The organism is Streptococcus sp. HMSC034B03 (assembly GCF_001838575.1).
Taxonomy (GTDB): Bacteria; Bacillota; Bacilli; order Lactobacillales; family Streptococcaceae; genus Streptococcus; species Streptococcus anginosus.
The window spans coordinates 48,664-65,495 of record NZ_KV837627.1 but is presented as its reverse complement, the minus strand read 5'-3'; the positions used below and the strand labels follow the sequence as shown (position 1 = coordinate 65,495).

The window sequence follows — 16,832 nt, the reverse complement described above, 5'->3', positions numbered from 1 at the left end:
GTTCTAAAGGAATCTTTGAAGAACCTCTTTGACACAATAGAGGTTCTTTCTTTATAAATATTTCAGACAAATTAGTAAGTCCATCTTGTATTGTATAGTAAAAATTAGAGGTTCGTAACAATTGTTCTAACCTCTAATTTTTGTAATAAGTATAACAAGCTTATGAGCCATAATGAAGCTAAATGGATAAAAACTCCTTTTGCAGACAAAGCGCAACACCAGCTGTTGCACCAGTGAAGTCATTGTAAGGCTCGATAATGAGTTCAGGCAAGTCTTTGAAGAGTAGTTTTGGTTGTTGTGAGATTTCTTGATAGAAAGCTGCAATGACTTTGTCATCAGTCAAGATGGGACTGTGCAGATAAATTTTCTTTGCATCAATCATCATGTTAAGGTTTAGCAGGGATTGTGCCAAATACTTAAATGCCAAATGCAGGAGATTGAGAATAGCTTGGTCTCCTAAGTTATATGCTGTGAGGATAGTTTGAATCGTGATCTCTTCTTTATCTGTGACAAGTGATTTTAAATGTGTCAACTCGGCAGTTTCGAAGATGATTTTTGCTTTTTTTATCAGCCAACTTTCACTAGCATAAGTCTGCAAACAGCCTCTGCGTCCGCAACCACAGACTTCTCCGTCAGGACAAACGACGGTATGACCAATTTCGCCGATGACAATATTGCTTTTGCCGTAGATTTTGCCATTGTACATATAAGAGCAGTGCATACCCCGTGCAAAATGAAAATAGATAAAATTCTCATCCAGTTGGTAAGCAGAAAAAAGGCGTTTTGCTAGTGCCATGCAATTGACATTATTAGAAAAGTAAATTGGAAAAGAAAACTCGTTTTTAATCTTCGCTAGATCAAATTGTTTCCATGTTTGATTGTTTGTTGTAATCAAGTCATTGTGCAAATAGCGTCCAGGGATAGCTACTCCCACGGCTTGAATTGTATAGGAATTGTTCCGAAAAATGAATTGTTCAAGTAAATGACAAAACAAATCAGCGCCTTCTGCTAGAATTTTTTCCGAGGTGACGGTTGCTTTATCTTTATCAATCACATTTCCTGTATTATCACTCAACACAAAAGAAAAGTATTTTTCAGACAGTTCACAGCCGATGAAATAAGAGTGCTGTTTTTTTATACCCAAGAGGATTTTCTTGCGTCCGACTTTTGCGTGTTCTTCATCTTCCCCCAGCTCATACAGCAGTTTTTCTTGGATCAAACTTCCTGTAATCGCACTAACTGTAGCAGGAGTAATGCCCGTCTCTTTTGAAATATCAATGCGAGAAATTGGCCCCTTGGCGTAAATTTTATCTAAAATAATTGTTCGTAACTCAGCTTGTTTTTTCGTTTGATTCATTATCTACCATCCTTCCCTGCATCTATTATATATTGATTATAAAAAATTATCAAATATAAGTGAAAGCGCTTGACTTTTTGGAATAATTGTTTTACAATATAATTAAAAAGCGAGATAAAGTTGATTTTGTCTGCTATTTAATAATATATTATAATCAAAGGAGATTGTAAAGATGGACAAATTTTTACAAGCAAAACTAATGCCTATTGCTATTAAGTTGGGGAACAATAAAGGCTTAGTAGCAATTCGGGACGGCATTACGCTTGCGGTACCATTACTGTTGATTGGTTCTTTGTTTATGGTCATTGCTAGTTTTCCTGTTCCAGGATGGGAAGCTTATTTGACAAAAATTGGGGTTTCTGTCTATCTATGGAAAGGCGTGGATAGTAGTTTTGGTCTGATTGGTTTGGTAGCCAGTTTTGGAATTGCCTACTATATGAGCCGTCAATACAAAGTGGATGGGATTCCTTCTGGGATTATCTCGCTTGCTGCCTTTATCACAGTGACACCATTCCTTGCTACTAAAACAGGAAACGGTGTTCCCACAGCATTTTTAGCTTCACAAGGTCTTTTTGTAGCAATCATTCTTGGTTTAGTGAATGGTTATATCTATCAATGGTTCATCAATCATAATGTCCAAATTAAAATGCCTGATGGTGTTCCACCGGCAGTTTCAAAAAGTTTCAGCGCCATTATTCCAGGTGCAGTGATTATCACAGGCTGGTTGTTGGTTTATGCCCTTTTAGCAAGTTTAAAACTACCAAATTTGCATGCGGTAGCTCAAACTGTTTTAGGAAAACCGCTAGGTCTACTAGGTAATAATTTATTTGGTTTGATGATTCTAGTTGCTTTAAATAGTTCATTCTGGTTTGTTGGACTTCATGGAGGAAATGTTGTCAATGCGGTTATGAAACCATTGTGGCTTTCGAATCTCGATGCCAATAAAGTTGCTTATCAAGCAGGGGAAAAACTACCGCATATCTTTACCAGTGTCTTTATGGATAATTTCGTCTTCATTGGCGGTGGCGGCGCAACTATTGGCTTGGTATTAGCGATTGGTTATTTGGCGAAAAAGAGAAAATCAAGCAAGCAGATCAAAACACTGGCACCTATTACAGTGGTTCCAGGTTTGTTCAATATCAATGAGCCAACGATGTTTGGTGTTCCAATTGTCTTAAACATTTTGCTTCTGTTCCCATTTATTTTGGCACCGATTGCGAATCTCATCGTTGCATGGTCATCCATGGCAAGTGGTCTTGTACCGTTAACATATACTGACCCAGGTTGGACAACTCCTCCGATTATTAGTGGCTTGCTGGCAACGGGAAGTTTTAAAGCGTCTATTTTACAAGCTGTTCTTATTGTGATTGATATTTTAATCTATATTCCATTTGTAATTACTATTGAAAAACGCTTTAAAGCAGAAGAAAATCAGTAGGGAGATGAGAATATGAAACGATTAATTAGTGCAAATCCTTCGGAAATTTTGAATATGACAGCCCAAGAGCTCAAGCAAAGCATTCAAGCGAGTGAAGGGCGAGTTGTTTTATCCGAAAATGTTGTCATTCGTGAAACCTTTGTCGGAGATATTACCAATGCTGAGATTGCAAGAGCTTTTGGTGCAGATATGATTTTGCTGAATTGCTTAGATGTTTTCCAACCAGAAATATTTGGCTTAGATTGTAAAAAAGAGCAAATTGTTCACGAATTGCATCGCTTGGTAGGCGCTCCGATTGGAGTGAATTTAGAACCTGTTGATTTGGAAGCTGATATGTTGGAAGAAGTACAAGTGATTGCTGCCGGTCGGCAAGCTAGTCAGGCTTCTTTTGAACAAATTGAAAAATTAGGTTTTGATTTTGTTTGTTTGACAGGTAATCCAGGAACAGGAGTTAGCAATAAAGAAATTATTGATGCAGTAAAATTAGCTAAGCAGCATTTTTCAGGTTTGATTATAGCTGGGAAAATGCACGGTGCAGGGGTATCCGAGCCGGTTACAGATCTTCAGACAGCTGAGAAATTATTAGACGCGGGTGCAGATGTGATTTTGGTGCCAGCCGTTGGAACGGTTCCTGCTTTCAGCGATGAGGAAATGAGAGCTGTCGTAGATCTAGTACATAGTAAAAGAGGTTTAGTCTTAAGCGCTATTGGCACTAGCCAAGAGACGTCAGATATTGAAACAATTAAACAAATCGCACTTCGTAATAAAATTTGTGGTGTTGATATTCAACATATTGGGGATGCAGGTTATGGTGGTTTGGCAGTAGTGGATAATATTTATGCACTGAGCAATACTATTCGTGGTGTTCGACATACTGTATCACGTTTAGCAAGATCCGTTAATAGGTGAAAAATCATTGACTCTAATGAATAGAAAGGAACAATTATGACTAAAGTTACCATTATGTTGGCATGTGCTGCGGGTATGAGTACCAGCTTGCTTGTTACAAAAATGCAAGCTGCAGCCGATGAAAAAGGATTAGATGCAGAAATTTTTGCAGTTCCAGCACCAGAAGTAGATGATATCCTTTCTGAGAAGAAAGTAGATGTTTTGTTATTAGGTCCACAGGTGCGCTATCTTTTAGATCAATTCACAGAAAAGTTAGCTCAAAAGAATATCCCAGTTGGAGTTATCCCAATGGTGGATTATGGCATGATGAACGGTCCACAGGTGCTAGCGTTAGCTGAGGAACTGATCGGAGGCTAGAAGATTGATATGGAAAATTCAAATTTAGAAAGTATCATGTCCCTCATTATGTATGGTGGCGAGGCGAAGAGCAATGCTTTTGAAGCGATTCAAAAAGCTAAGAACGGTCTCTTTGAAGAAGCACATGAAAAGTTAAAAGCAGCAGATGAGGCATTAGTTTTAGCACACAAGTCACAGACAGTGATGCTGACACAAGAAGCTCAAGGTGAAAAAATTGAGCTCAGCCTCTTGATTGTGCATGCTCAAGACCATTTGATGACCAGCTTAACGTTTATTGATTTAGCGAAAGAAGTCGTTGAAGTGTACGAACGACTAAACCAAGTGGTTAAATAATCTTTTAAAACTTTGATAGGTTGAACGACTTGTCAAAGTTTTTTATATTATCAACAGATGACCGCTTTATTTATCATTTGATAATTATTTAAAAAAATTAGAAACCGCTTGCAAAACAATAAAATTATGTTACACTTAAAATAAGGGTTGTTACTGGTCATGCAGGCAAAACCTAGACAAATACAAAATATAGAGTAGTCAGGCTACTTTCTATTTAGTATGTGTTTAGGTTTTTTCTTTGTTTTAAGAAGGAGGGTACAGCATAGGAAACAAAGAAAACTTTTTCAATATCAATATAAAGGAGACAGTACATGAACTTTAGAAACTTTTGCAAATGGATAGGGCTAGCTATTTCACTTATAATTTTAGTCGCTTGTAGTCAGACTTCAAAGCAGGGAGAACAAAAAAATAATCATTTGATTGTTCGCCAGACAGAGTACGGTCTGGTGAAAGGGAGTACTACAAACGGTATTCTTACCTGGAAAGGTGTTCCGTACGGCGGAGACACTTCTGGAGCTAATCGCTGGAAAGCACCAAGCAATCCTAAAAAGTGGAAAGGAGAACTTGATGCTAGTAAATCTGGTCAAGTAGCTCTTCAATCAAGTACAGATGGCGTTATTGGTAGTGAAAATGCTTTGAATTTAGATATTTATCGTCCAAATTCAAATAAAAAGAAGCTGCCAGTTCTGGTTTATATTCATGGAGGAAATAATCAAACTGGGAAATCAGAAGAATTGTCAGGGGCTTCGTTTGTCAAAAACCATGATGCAATCTTTGTTTCTGTGAACTATCGTTTGGGTGTTTTAGGTTTCAATCCTCTTCCTGCACTGAAAACAGGCAGTGATGAAGAAAATTCTGGCAATTATACTCTGCTGGATATTGCAAAATCGTTAGATTGGATTCGAGAAAATATTGAAAACTTTGGCGGTGACTCTAAAAACGTTACTGTTTCAGGTTTTTCGGCAGGCGGTCGTGATGTAATGGCGATGTTGATTTCGCCAATTTTCAAAGGGAAATTTGATAAAGCTATTTCCTTCAGTGGCGGTATGACACTGGCTGATGAGTCTAAGAGCCAAGATGTATTCGCAACGGCTTTAGCGCCACTGGTTGTAGAAGATGGTAAAAAAGGATCTGTAGAAGAAGCGAAAGCTTGGTTGTTAACACGCGACAATGAAGTTAAAGATTATTTATATCATTTAGATGCGAAACGCTTGGCTCCTTTGATGGGAAATGCCTCTATCCGCATGAGTGTTTTCCCACACCTCTATCCTGATGGGGTTGTGTTGCCAAAAGAAGGATTTGACACCAAGAATTACAACAATGTTCCATTATTGATGTTAACAGGTCAAGATGAATTCTCCTTATTTGGATATTTTGATAAGTATTTCGCTAAAGCTCAAGAAAATAAAACCATGACTCAAGAACCTGCTGCAAGTGATTACGCCTTTATCAATAAATACGGTGGTCAACTTTATAGTCTCTTTAATGTTCAAGAATCAGCAGAAAAAATGATTGCCAATTATAAGTCACCAATTTATGCAGGTGAGGTTCAATTCGGTCATGATCCAGCTGTTGTTGGCTCTCCAATGTCAACTTTTGGCTCGTATCATGGAGTTTTTGTCCCGCTTTTTGATCAAGATAATCAAAATTATAAAGCATTAGTTGGTGATGCTTATAAGAGTAATGGCGCAAAAAAATTATCTACTATTTTCCAAGATTATATCTATCATTTCATCTCTAATGGCAATCCAAATGGCAAAAATTTGCCAGAATGGAAAACTTGGTCAGCAGCTGGCGATGAAACGACTCTTTATTTAGATGCGACTAAAAAAGATGATAATATTAAGATGGGAAAGAAAGAGTTTACCTATGCAGATGTTTTGGATGCCATCGAAAAAGATACTAGTGTCCCTACAGATAGAAAACAAGTTTTGATCTCACAAGTTTTAAATGGTCGTTGGTTTAGTCATGGCTTAGATGAAAAATATAATAATTTATCAGAATTTGATAAATAATAGATCACTTCAAACTGAACTTTTTAGATAGTTTTAGAATCAAAAGCGAGACAGCCAAAAGTAATAAATATCCTTGGTTTTGTCTCGCTTTTTTGTATAAACATATCGCAAACTTCCAATTATCATTTTGAACATTCTTAAATGCTCGTAACGCCTTGCTATATAGGCTTTTGAGCGTTTTTTTCTTTAGGAAGAACCTTCACGTTTCTTTGTGTAATCTGTTATGAATGGATTGTCAAATTTTCAAAAGACATGTGTCTTCATTCAAATTTTTTATTATATCTCTTAAACAAAGAACCTATTTGATGATTTTATTATATTTACAGTTTCTTTAATACCTAAATGATCCGTATAAAGCAAATGATTCTGATTGATATTTTTAGATAAAAACTCATTTCTTGATGTGATTGATAAATCACCCGTTCTTTCGATTTCTTTTCTAGATAAATCTCGGGCTCTAAGCGTTTGTTCTTCTGCTAGCAACACACAGTATTTTAAGTTTATCTGTCTTGCCTTTAAGAAGTCTGCAATTTTCTTAAGTTGCTCCTCAAAGATGACATATTCTATGACAACTGTGATGCCTCTGTCCATGAAATTTTTGGTCAAACTGATGATATTGTCCCAAAACAAATCCATATAGTAGCCATCATCTTCCCATGGGGCTACCAACCCACTTTTAACCATTAAATAAATCATGTCCCCTTCTATAACAGCGCTCTTATCAAATGTAGCAGCTAATTCTTTGCTGACAGTACTTTTCCCGACGCCTGGAGGACCTGAAATGATATAAATACAATTTTCCAATATAACACCTCTATAAATTCAAAGTTAATGAATAGATAAAAAATATAATGCTTCCTCTCTTATTTCCTTATCATATGATTTATTTTCATAAATTTTTTTCAACAGGCTTAAATAATACTCTTTATTATCCGCTCCATTTATTATACGATTCAACATCCAAATAGTATGCAAAGTAGGTTTTCTTTTTATGGAATTGACAAGTTCTTCTTCATATCCTTTTTTATAAAATGTCTCAACAAAATGTACTATCGCACCCGGATCTCCAAAGTGGATAAGAGGATTTCTTTCCATAAGTTGAAGTAAAGGCTTTACCGAAGCTAATTGGTTATGATTGCGTTTAATATCTTCTATACAATCAATCATAACGATTTCAAAATCATCACAATTTATATTATCTTCAATTTTTTTGATTATTGCATTTAAATTATACATATCGAATCATTCCCACAACTTCTAATTTATCTGCGATTGTTTTCAATCCAGGAAACAGAAAAATCCACTAGATGGCGTTGCTTCATTAATCTGGAATCGGCATTGCCGACGTTGCCTCTATTTGCCAGACCTCTTTTCTCAAATGCCCTTCCGATGTCCTCAAAATCTTCTCCGTCAACGAATAAGGTCTGATAAGCCTTCCATACGCGAACACCGTCTTCAAGTACGGCACTATGTTCAATACAGTCATGTTTCCCTGGATATTCTGCACGTACATCCGCTAAATGTATGGAGGTGTTTTTGTCATAGCCAACTCCTAATAAGAGTACTTTTGCATCCAGTTCATAGAGTTTTGCAATCGGTGAACCCTCTCCAAATATATTTGAAAGAGTATATTCCGCTGTAATATATTCCGCATGTTTCCCCCATGCACAAACAGATCTTGCTGGATGGTCTGTTCGGATGCTTCCTGGCCATTGACGAAACATTTCTGCAACAGCTCCCATGGTATTTGTCGGTGTTAGCTGTTTATCATATGCTGGCCAATTTTCTCTGATTTTATCCCAGTCAGACTCCTCCGCCTCCCAATGCACATCTGTTTCTGGATCCAGATTTTTCCATGACTGTGTGGGCATCACAATTGTACCCTCAGAAGTCACTACTTCAATTAGAGCTTCAATCACAGTCTGCGCTCCACCACATACATAGCCCATACTTTTTAAAGATGTATGGACAATGACAATATCCCCTTCTTTCAGGCCGATTTCTCTCAATCCCTCTACTATATCTTTTTTGCTTACTGTTCTCATCATCTTTCCCTCTTGTCGTCAATGTACTCTACTTTACAAATCAATCTTTTCAAAATTTTTAATCGATTTTTGGTAGGATAACCAGGTGCATAACAGAAACATGGTGACACCAATTACGAATATGACAAGCTGCGGTATGCTTATGTAGGAAGGGTCATTCAAACTTTCTAAACTGGGAATATGGTGCAAGGCCTCACCCACAGTAATGATGATAAAACCGGCTAGGCAGAACAGGATAAAAGGTCTGCCAATCTGGTAAGCTGTCTTAAAAAAGCCTCCAAGAAAAATGCTGTTAAAGGCTGCAAATACAATCATTACATATCCAAGATAAGCTGCATTTGCATTCATCAATTGATTGGTAACATAAGGAGCAGCATTCCCTAAAAAACTCATCCGCATAACCGTTAGAAATGTACAAAGGATAAATGCCACCAATTCGATAGACAAGACAAATAAATATTTGGCTGTAACCACGTCTTGTTTCTTAACCGGCAACATCACCGTGTAGGTTATATCATCGTATTCTCGAATCTGTTGGTAAGTATAGAAAATGCCCAGGCAGATAAAGAAGGAACCTACAAGAATAGGATATCTTGGAATCATAGTCATGGCTGAAAAAACGATAAACCAATAACTCAAGGGATTGGCTGTCAGTTTCATTTCCTTATACAGTAGCTTTTTCATCAGAGATTCACCTCTTCTCTTTCGATATGTACCATAATGTCCTCAAGCGTTGGACTGCCACCCATTTCTGTTGCGTAATACTGAATGAAATCTTCTTTCTTGGTCGATAACAGGATTTCTCCGTTTTTGATGTAGGTAATCGTATCCGCACATTTTTCTAAATCGCTGGTGATGTGGGTGGAGAATAAAATAGCGACACCTTTTTGGGCCAATTTTCGGAAAATCTCATTCATTTCATCTCTGGATACTGGGTCAAGTCCGCTGGTTGGCTCATCCAGGATTAAAAGTTTGGCTTGATGGGAAAGAGCCAAAGTAAGATAAAATTTCACCTTCATCCCCTCAGAAAGCTCCATAATCTTCTTGTTTTCGTCAAGATTGAATGCAGTCAGGTAATGACGATACTCCTTGTCATCCCAAGTGTCATAGAAGCCACGAGTGATTGCCACAATTTCTTTTAGCTTTTTCCTTGTATAATAATTAATTCCGCCTACTGCATAACCAATCTGCTGTTTAATGTTATCCTCATTGTCCAGATAATCCATTCCAAGAATACGGACGCTGCCTGCATCGGGATGAACAAGGTTTAGAATAGATTTAAGGGTCGTTGTTTTACCTGCACCGTTTCGACCGATGAATCCCATCACTTCACCAGCCTCAATATGAAAGCTAGTCGGTTTTAGTTCAAAAGCCGGATAGATTTTCGTGAGACCATTTATTTCCAGAATATTTTCCATATCAATCATCCTCTTTCTCTTCAAAAGCTGCTTCCATTAAGTGAGCAAATGCTCCCTTTGGCGGTATAGCAATCCCTCGTTTTTCATCGCCAAGAAGCAGAATTGTATCACCGGGTTTGATATGAAATATATCACGCGCCTGTTTCGGTATTACAATCTGTCCCTTTTCTCCAACTGTAGCTGTCCACGCATATTTCCCTTTTGGTGCTTTCACAATAATTGCCTCCTTTATCGTATGATTAGTATGATTTGTATAACTTATCATACCATATAATCCTCCAAAAAACAAGTATTGATGATATATCAAAAAACTCACTACTGCTACACCAATATATTTAACGATTTCAAGAACTTTTATTGCTTTGTCTGATAAACCTTTTAGAGAAAACTCCATAATTAGCCTCTTTCAGATGCTTTTCTTCAAACGCGTTCGTATCTTTTCATGAAATAATATGAATGAATCTAATGTCATTTTAAAAAGTCTTGTTAATAGAAAACCATCTTGAATAAATTAGTAAAATGCTTTTAACAGAACGCTTACCTGAGTCAATCGTCCCTGTTCGCTCATAGGTACGCTCTTTAATTTCGTCTGAAAGCGTGCCATCTTCTTTTTGAATACGTCCCTCACGGCGAAGTGCAGAGAATTTCAGTTCCTCAAAGGTCACATCATGATTACAACCTTTTTAATTGAGTAAAAAAAGATACCTCCTATTTGAAGCGCCTACCTTTGCGAATATCCAATTTGTGTTGGAAGTGCCTTTTTAAGCTTCACCATTCAAGGGAAATTGCTTCTAGTATTTATGCGGATAATTGAGATTTTATGATGTTTTTGGTGTAAAAATAAAAAAAGTTTTAGAAACCGCTTGCAATAAAATAAATTTGTGCTATACTTAATTTACGGATTGTTACTGGTCATGCAGGCAAAACCTAGACAAATACGAGATATAAGGTAGGAAAGCTACTTTCTATTTGGTATGTGTTTAGGTTTTTTTGTTACCGTTGTTCTATATTTATATGTGCAACAACACAGCTGACCTAAAAAATAAAGGAGGTCCATTATGGCAAAAGATTATACTGACTTAGCTCAGGATATTGTTGCTCACGTTGGTGGTAAGGAAAATATTACCAAGTTAGTGCACTGTGTGACGCGTTTGCGTTTTTCTCTGAAAGATGAGAGCAAGGCAGATACGGAATACTTGAAAAATAGAGACGGTATTGTAACGGTTGTAAAAGCTGGTGGACAATACCAAGTGGTGATTGGGAACCACGTGCCAGATGTGTATGCGGCGGTCATTAAGGAAGCAGGTATTTCTGGTGAGGATAGTATTGATGTGGATGAAGGAGATGTTCCGCAAGGCAATCTCTTTGACCGATTTATCGCCTTGATCTCAGGACTTTTCCAACCAATGCTGGGAGCTCTTTCTGCAGCTGGTATGATCAAAGGTGTAGTTGCCATTATGGCAGCTTGTGGTGTTAAGTCGACAGACGGTGCTTATGTCATCTTAAATGCCGCTGGTGACGGATTCTTCCAATTCTTACCATTGATTCTGGCTTTGACTGCTGCTAAGCGGTTTAAAATGGAAAAATTCACAGCGCTTGCGATTGGCTTTGCCTTGGTTTATCCCAATATCGCAGCTAGCTTTACAGGTGCCAAACCACTCTATACGCTATTTGCAGGAACTTTTATTGAGTCAAAAATCTACGCAACTTTCTTAGGTTTGCCGATTATCTTCCCTGCTTCTAGTTATCTATCAACTGTATTGCCAATCATTCTAGCAATTTGGGTCGGCTCAAAAATTGAAAAATTCTTTAAACAAATCATTCCAGATGTTGTCAAAGTCTTTATTGTTCCATTCTTTGTAATTTTAATTACTGTACCGTTATCATTTCTTGTCATTGGACCAGTCATGACATGGGCTTCTGATATAGTCGGTGCTATTTTCACAGGTATTTATAGCTTCAGCCCAATTATTTATGGAATTATTCTGGGTGCTTTGTGGCAAGTGCTGGTTATGTTCGGTCTCCACTGGGGATTGGTGCCGCTTGCAATTTTGGAATTACAAAAAGGACCAGGTGTCATTCTTGTAGCTTCTATTGCTATTTGCTTTGCGCAAGCAGGAGCATTGCTCAATATCTTCTTGCGTACAAAAGAAGAAAAAGTCAAACAATTGGCTATTCCAGCCTTTATCTCAGCTTTGTTTGGGGTAACAGAACCAGCCATTTACGGGATTACCTTGCCAATGCGAACACCATTTATTATGACTTGTATTGCCGGTGCGGTTCAAGGGGCTTATCTCGCTTTCTTTAATGCCAAAATGCAAGTAATGGGTGGAATGGGGCTCTTTGCGATTCCGTCTTTCATTGATCCAAAAGATTCACTATTGCTCATTCACTTCCTTGTAGCAATTGCAATCAGTTTTGTTCTTGGATTTGTATTGACCCAATTTACAAAGATTCCAACTCTCTATGGTGGAGCACAAGAAGTCGCTGCTGAAGAAATCAGTCTGCCAGTTGAAGAGATTGCTCCTGAGCAAGTCATCACAGCTCCGCTTAGCGGGAAAGTGGTCGCACTCGAAGATACGCCTGATGCTGTTTTTGCAAGTGGTGCAATGGGTCAAGGTATAGCAATTGAGCCTAGCGTTGGCGAAGTTGTCGCTCCTGCTGACGGTGTGATTCGTCTGCTTTTCCCAACCAACCATGCGATTGGCTTAGCGACTGATGATGGCGCTGAAATCTTGATTCACGTGGGCATGGATACAGTCGCTCTTGAAGGAGAAGGCTTTATGGCACATGTTACTCAAGGCTCAAAGGTCAAGGCGGGTCAATTATTGCTAAGCTTTGATATAGATGCTATCAAAAAAGCAGGTTATCTTGTTACAACTCCAATCATTGTGACCAATATAGCTGATTATAAGACAGTTGAAACATTAGCTGACGGCGATGTGAAACTAGGCGATGATTTGCTGAAAGTAAGTAAATAATCTAAGAAAAGGACAAGCAAAATTTGTAGAGTTCCAAAACAGTTGGTCGAAAAAATCAACTAGAGCTACTACAAGTATGCTTTGTCCTTTTTATTATTTATCATTTCCTGCGTCATGTTTGCTTCTTTGTGCTACAATGTAGATAGAGGAGAATGGAACATGAAAAGATCAGAACGAAAAATACAGTCAGCAACTAATTGGCAGTTTATTTTAGGCTTGCTTTGCGTAGTGTTTTTAGTAGCAAGTGGGATTTTATTAGCTGAGAAAATAAACGATAGCGTTAAGACAAAGCCGACAAAAACAAGTATTGTACAAAAGAAAAAAACGTCCTCTTCCCTAAACGGTGTACAGACGGCTCGTATCATGGCAAATGGGGATTTGCTGTATCATGACCTTCTATATATGAGTGCCTTACAGTCAGACGGGACGTATGATTTCACAGAGAATTATCAATATGTCAAACCTTGGTTGAAAAAGGCGGACTTGGTATTAGGAGACTTTGAGGGGACGATTCGACCAAATTATCCTTTGGCAGGCTACCCGCTGTTCAATGCGCCAGAGTCGGTGGTATCCGCTATCAAAGACGCTGGTTATCAAGTGGTGGATTTGGCACATAATCACATTTTGGATTCTCAATTGGAAGGTGTTTTTTCAACAGCAAAAGCATTTGAGCAGCAAGGAATTACACCGATTGGGGTTTATACACATAAAAATAGGGATAAAGCCTCACTTGTGATTAAAAAAGTGAATGGGATTAAAATTGCGCTCTTAGCTTATTCCTATGGGTTTAACGGTTTGGAGGAAAATATCTCTCATGCAGACTACAATCATCATTTGTCGGATTTAAATGAAGAAAAGATGAAAAAAGAAATTAAGCAAGCCGAAAAAGAAGCTGATATAACCGTTGTCATGCCTCAGATGGGGGTTGAATATCAATTGGAACCGACACAGGAGCAAAAAACTCTTTATCATAAGATGATTGAGTGGGGAGCGGATATTATTTTCGGCGGGCATCCGCATGTCGTTGAACCATCAGAGGTCGTTAAACAAAATGGGCAAAAGAAATTCATTATCTATTCTATGGGAAATTTTATCTCCAATCAGCGAATCGAGACAATGGACGGTGTGGAAAATAAGAAATGGACAGAACGCGGCGTGCTCATGGACGTGACGGTTGAAAAATCAAAGAAAGGGACGATTATCAAGGATGTACAGGCACATCCGAGTTGGGTGAGTCGTGTGGCGAAAGGGACGTATTCACCGGAAGGCTATCCGCTCTACACTTATCAGACCTATATTTTAGAAGATTTCATTGAAGGTGGAAAATACCGAGACAAATTAGACCAAGCTACCAAAGAACGAATTGACACTGCTTATCAGGAAATGAATGAGCATGTAAATTTGAAATGGGACGAATGAGTTTATTTCTTTAGAGAAAAAAGACCAGAGATTCTTGCATGAAGAATTTCTGGCTTTTTGCTTTCGATATAATTCAGTAATAGGATAGAAGAGTTTTACCATGCATAATTTGGCTCAGTACAACTTACCATTGCATGTAGCAATTCTTCTGGACTAACAATTTTCAACCCAGCATAAACAGGATCTTGAACCATATAAGAAGGATCTATGTAATATATATAGGCAACATCTGAACCATCTGCTGTAAAGCCATATCCTACACCAATAACATTATGCTCTCCACTTCTACCTGGATACATTTTTGAATTATCAATAGTATAATACATTGGATAGCCGTCATTGATATTTTGAATTAGACGCTTTTTGAATCGTTTCATATCTTCTGAATCAGAATTAGGATTCGCTACAGTTGCTAAACGATAACCTGCTTGATTTCCTGACGGTACATCGTAGCCAAACAAATGGCGATTTAAAACTTTTATGGCATTGCTATTATGAGTTCCAAAAGTTTCATCTGTTCCCATTTCGTTGGCTAACTGGGCTTGGTCAACCTGAAGACCTCTACTTGCAAGTATCATGGATACTGTGGCTGGAGCACAGTAATTCCACCGTCGTTGGACAATTGTAGAGATGTTTAGTTGAACTTTTTTTCCTCCTGCATGACTGTCTTTGTCTGTGTTATCTATAGATTCAGAGGGGACCTTTTCATTTGCAGTTGAAGCATTGCTTTCTTCAGGAGTTGCGGTTTGAGAAGAACTTGTCTGACTTGAACTAGAAGCACTTTGTTGAGAAGTAGAAAAATGAGAGCTTTGCGTTTGCTTGATTTTAACAGTATCTAATGACTTCGCTGGTGCTGTTTTTCCGTGAGTACATGCAGTGATAAGAATGAAAACTAATAAGAAAACGATTGACGAATGTATGTCTTTTTTCATAATTTTATCTCCTCTTATTCCTCAAAATCATCATGCTGCATTTTTAACTTTAATTCCATGAATCCGTTTACATTTTTAGTGTACCATTTATGTTACAGTTTTTCAATCTTTTCTGGGTTGTAAAAAATCTTATTTACCCACTTGGAAAACTGTTTACCTAACCAGAGTGCAAAAAAGAGATTGCTGATAATGATGAGAATACCAATGAGACTGAAAAAGAGCAGTTCAGCTGTGTTGATATGAAGTAAAGTGGTGGTTTTCCAAATGATAATACTGCTAACCGGTAAACACAGGATATAGGTTGCAAGAGCTGGTATATAGCGCCTAATCCAGATAGCTTGCAGGATATGAAGCACCAGATGAAGAGCGAAAGCGATGAATCCACCCAACCAGATGAGGTAAAGGAAGCGAGTATGGTAAAAAATAGCAAAGAAAGAGACAAAGAGCACCACGACAAATTCTTCTGCTACAGCTAGTGCGAACCCTTCTGTGGATAAGCTTTTGTGGGCATTTAAAATGAAGGCAGCTTTTTTCTCCAGTAGTTTTTCATTTTGCTCTATCCATGGTATGAAGCCGATGATTTCTTCTAAATCATGAAAAATGAAAAGCAGTGGAAATAACCAGATAATATCTTTCATGGAATGCCTCCTTGTTATTTTTTACGATATTGACTAGGAGTTAGTTGGTAATACTTTTTAAACTGACGATTGAAGTTAGAGAGGTTGTTAAAGCCAGATTGGGCAGCAATTTCTAGGACGGGCAAGGTAGAGTGTTGCAAGAGTTCAGCCGCTTTTCGCAAGCGAAATTGAATCACGTATTCCATGCAAGATACCCCCAGATGTTTCTTAAAGAAATTCATGAAATGGGTATCACTGTAACCACAAATTTGAGCAAGCTGGTCAATCGTGAGTTCCTCTTGATAATGACTACTGATATAGTCAATGATGGTACGGATTTTTTCTTCCTTGCGATAGCCTTCTAAGGATTGCTCTTTTGAAATCACATAGCCATTTTCAAATAAGAGATAAAAAAGTTGATTGAGCTGGGCTTTGAGTTGAAATTCAAAATATTTTGTGCGGTAATAGCCTATTTTCATAGCATCAAGTAAACATTGCCGAATGTCTGTATAGGCTGGTTGATTGGGCTTGATGACGTGTACAAAATCTAATTGTCCATTGTAAAGTGGCTGCAAATAGTCAATACTGGCTTGGTCCATAGTAGAATAGCCCATCAAATCCAAATGAAAGTTGAGAGCATCCATGTAATGGCGGCGATTTTCAATCGGGTGAATGGAGTGAAGAGCGTTGGGACGAATCAGGATAATATCACCTGCTTCACTATTAAAGTAATCATAATCAATGTGAAACTGCGCAGTTCCCTCATGAACATAAACCAGTTCAACATCCGTATGCCAATGAAAGAGAATGTCCGGCTGACCGTTTTTTGTAATGGTTCGTGTGAGAGAATAAGGAGTGCCTTGATTTTTGTAAACGATATCTTTGTGTAATGTTCCCAGATCCATAAGTGTTGCTTCTTTCGTGGAATAATATCAATTTATAAGAGAATTGTGTTAGAAAATACTCTTGTCTAAGATTATAATATAATTAAGTAAAAAATAAAAGAGGTAA

17 protein-coding genes and 1 pseudogene are annotated in these 16,832 nt (G+C 37.8%); 7 read left to right on the top strand and 11 right to left on the bottom strand.

Annotated features, from left to right (window positions below; all coding sequences use genetic code 11):
* Nucleotides 1-178: 178 nt before the first annotated feature.
* Entirely contained in the window at nt 179-1,357 is a 1,179-nt protein-coding gene (locus HMPREF2634_RS03315) for an ROK family transcriptional regulator (RefSeq protein WP_021002128.1), read from the bottom strand.
* Between the two features lie 172 nt (nt 1,358-1,529).
* On the opposite strand from HMPREF2634_RS03315, the gene HMPREF2634_RS03310 reads away from it, so the two are divergent.
* From HMPREF2634_RS03310 to HMPREF2634_RS03290, 5 genes are all read left to right on the top strand, one after another.
* Nucleotides 1,530-2,795 (top strand): PTS sugar transporter subunit IIC, encoded by a 1,266-nt coding sequence (locus HMPREF2634_RS03310; protein ID WP_021002127.1) that lies wholly within the window; start codon nt 1,530-1,532, stop codon nt 2,793-2,795.
* 12 nt (nt 2,796-2,807) lie between these two features.
* Complete coding sequence (locus tag HMPREF2634_RS03305) at nt 2,808-3,704, top strand: DUF7916 family protein (protein WP_021002126.1); 897 nt, start codon at nt 2,808-2,810, stop codon at nt 3,702-3,704.
* A 36-nt stretch (nt 3,705-3,740) separates the two neighbouring features.
* Nucleotides 3,741-4,061 carry a PTS sugar transporter subunit IIB gene (locus tag HMPREF2634_RS03300; RefSeq protein WP_021002125.1) on the top strand — a complete coding sequence of 107 codons (321 nt, stop codon included), beginning with the start codon at nt 3,741-3,743 and terminating at the stop codon, nt 4,059-4,061.
* A gap of 9 nt (nt 4,062-4,070) precedes the next feature.
* Nucleotides 4,071-4,394, top strand: coding sequence for a PTS sugar transporter subunit IIA (locus HMPREF2634_RS03295; protein ID WP_021002124.1), 324 nt, complete (start codon nt 4,071-4,073; stop codon nt 4,392-4,394).
* A gap of 311 nt (nt 4,395-4,705) precedes the next feature.
* Complete coding sequence (locus tag HMPREF2634_RS03290) at nt 4,706-6,409, top strand: carboxylesterase family protein (protein ID WP_021002123.1); 1,704 nt, start codon at nt 4,706-4,708, stop codon at nt 6,407-6,409.
* A gap of 285 nt (nt 6,410-6,694) precedes the next feature.
* Here the strand turns inward: HMPREF2634_RS03290 and HMPREF2634_RS03285 are convergent, their stop codons facing one another.
* The 7 genes and pseudogenes from HMPREF2634_RS03285 to HMPREF2634_RS09680 all read right to left on the bottom strand — a co-directional run.
* Complete coding sequence (locus HMPREF2634_RS03285; protein ID WP_021002122.1) at nt 6,695-7,213, bottom strand: AAA family ATPase; 519 nt, start codon at nt 7,211-7,213, stop codon at nt 6,695-6,697.
* A 24-nt stretch (nt 7,214-7,237) separates the two neighbouring features.
* Nucleotides 7,238-7,645: a hypothetical protein gene (locus HMPREF2634_RS03280; RefSeq protein WP_021002121.1), complete on the bottom strand. Its 408-nt coding sequence runs from the start codon at nt 7,643-7,645 to the stop codon at nt 7,238-7,240.
* A 26-nt stretch (nt 7,646-7,671) separates the two neighbouring features.
* The gene (locus HMPREF2634_RS03275; protein WP_041784055.1) at nt 7,672-8,457 is read right to left on the bottom strand and encodes an AAC(3) family N-acetyltransferase; all 786 of its coding nucleotides are present in this window, start codon (nt 8,455-8,457) and stop codon (nt 7,672-7,674) included.
* Between the two features lie 30 nt (nt 8,458-8,487).
* Nucleotides 8,488-9,138: an ABC-2 transporter permease gene (locus HMPREF2634_RS03270; RefSeq protein WP_021002119.1), complete on the bottom strand. Its 651-nt coding sequence runs from the start codon at nt 9,136-9,138 to the stop codon at nt 8,488-8,490.
* Entirely contained in the window at nt 9,138-9,872 is a 735-nt protein-coding gene (locus tag HMPREF2634_RS03265) for an ABC transporter ATP-binding protein (protein WP_106079114.1), read from the bottom strand. The genes HMPREF2634_RS03270 and HMPREF2634_RS03265 overlap by 1 nt, the downstream gene beginning before the upstream one ends.
* A 1-nt stretch (nt 9,873) precedes the next feature.
* Nucleotides 9,874-10,086, bottom strand: a complete 213-nt coding sequence (locus HMPREF2634_RS03260; protein ID WP_041784134.1) for an AbrB/MazE/SpoVT family DNA-binding domain-containing protein — start codon at nt 10,084-10,086, stop codon at nt 9,874-9,876.
* A 349-nt stretch (nt 10,087-10,435) separates the two neighbouring features.
* Nucleotides 10,436-10,537: pseudogene (locus HMPREF2634_RS09680) on the bottom strand (conjugal transfer protein); the annotation flags it as partial.
* A 393-nt stretch (nt 10,538-10,930) separates the two neighbouring features.
* Between HMPREF2634_RS09680 and HMPREF2634_RS03250 the strand changes: the two are divergent.
* Together HMPREF2634_RS03250 and HMPREF2634_RS03245 are read left to right on the top strand one after the other, a co-directional pair.
* On the top strand, nt 10,931-12,853 hold the full coding sequence (locus HMPREF2634_RS03250; RefSeq protein ID WP_021002116.1) for a beta-glucoside-specific PTS transporter subunit IIABC: 1,923 nt from the start codon (nt 10,931-10,933) through the stop codon (nt 12,851-12,853).
* Nucleotides 12,854-13,012: 159 nt separating this feature from the next.
* Nucleotides 13,013-14,272, top strand: coding sequence for a CapA family protein (locus HMPREF2634_RS03245; protein WP_070836318.1), 1,260 nt, complete (start codon nt 13,013-13,015; stop codon nt 14,270-14,272).
* A 95-nt stretch (nt 14,273-14,367) separates the two neighbouring features.
* Here the strand turns inward: HMPREF2634_RS03245 and HMPREF2634_RS03240 are convergent, their stop codons facing one another.
* The 3 genes from HMPREF2634_RS03240 to HMPREF2634_RS03230 form a co-directional block, all read right to left on the bottom strand.
* Nucleotides 14,368-15,204, bottom strand: coding sequence for a C39 family peptidase (locus HMPREF2634_RS03240; protein WP_070836316.1), 837 nt, complete (start codon nt 15,202-15,204; stop codon nt 14,368-14,370).
* Nucleotides 15,205-15,296: 92 nt separating this feature from the next.
* Nucleotides 15,297-15,842, bottom strand: coding sequence for an HXXEE domain-containing protein (locus HMPREF2634_RS03235; protein ID WP_070836314.1), 546 nt, complete (start codon nt 15,840-15,842; stop codon nt 15,297-15,299).
* A gap of 14 nt (nt 15,843-15,856) precedes the next feature.
* On the bottom strand, nt 15,857-16,726 hold the full coding sequence (locus tag HMPREF2634_RS03230; RefSeq protein WP_070836312.1) for an AraC family transcriptional regulator: 870 nt from the start codon (nt 16,724-16,726) through the stop codon (nt 15,857-15,859).
* Between the last annotated feature and the right edge of the window lie 106 nt (nt 16,727-16,832).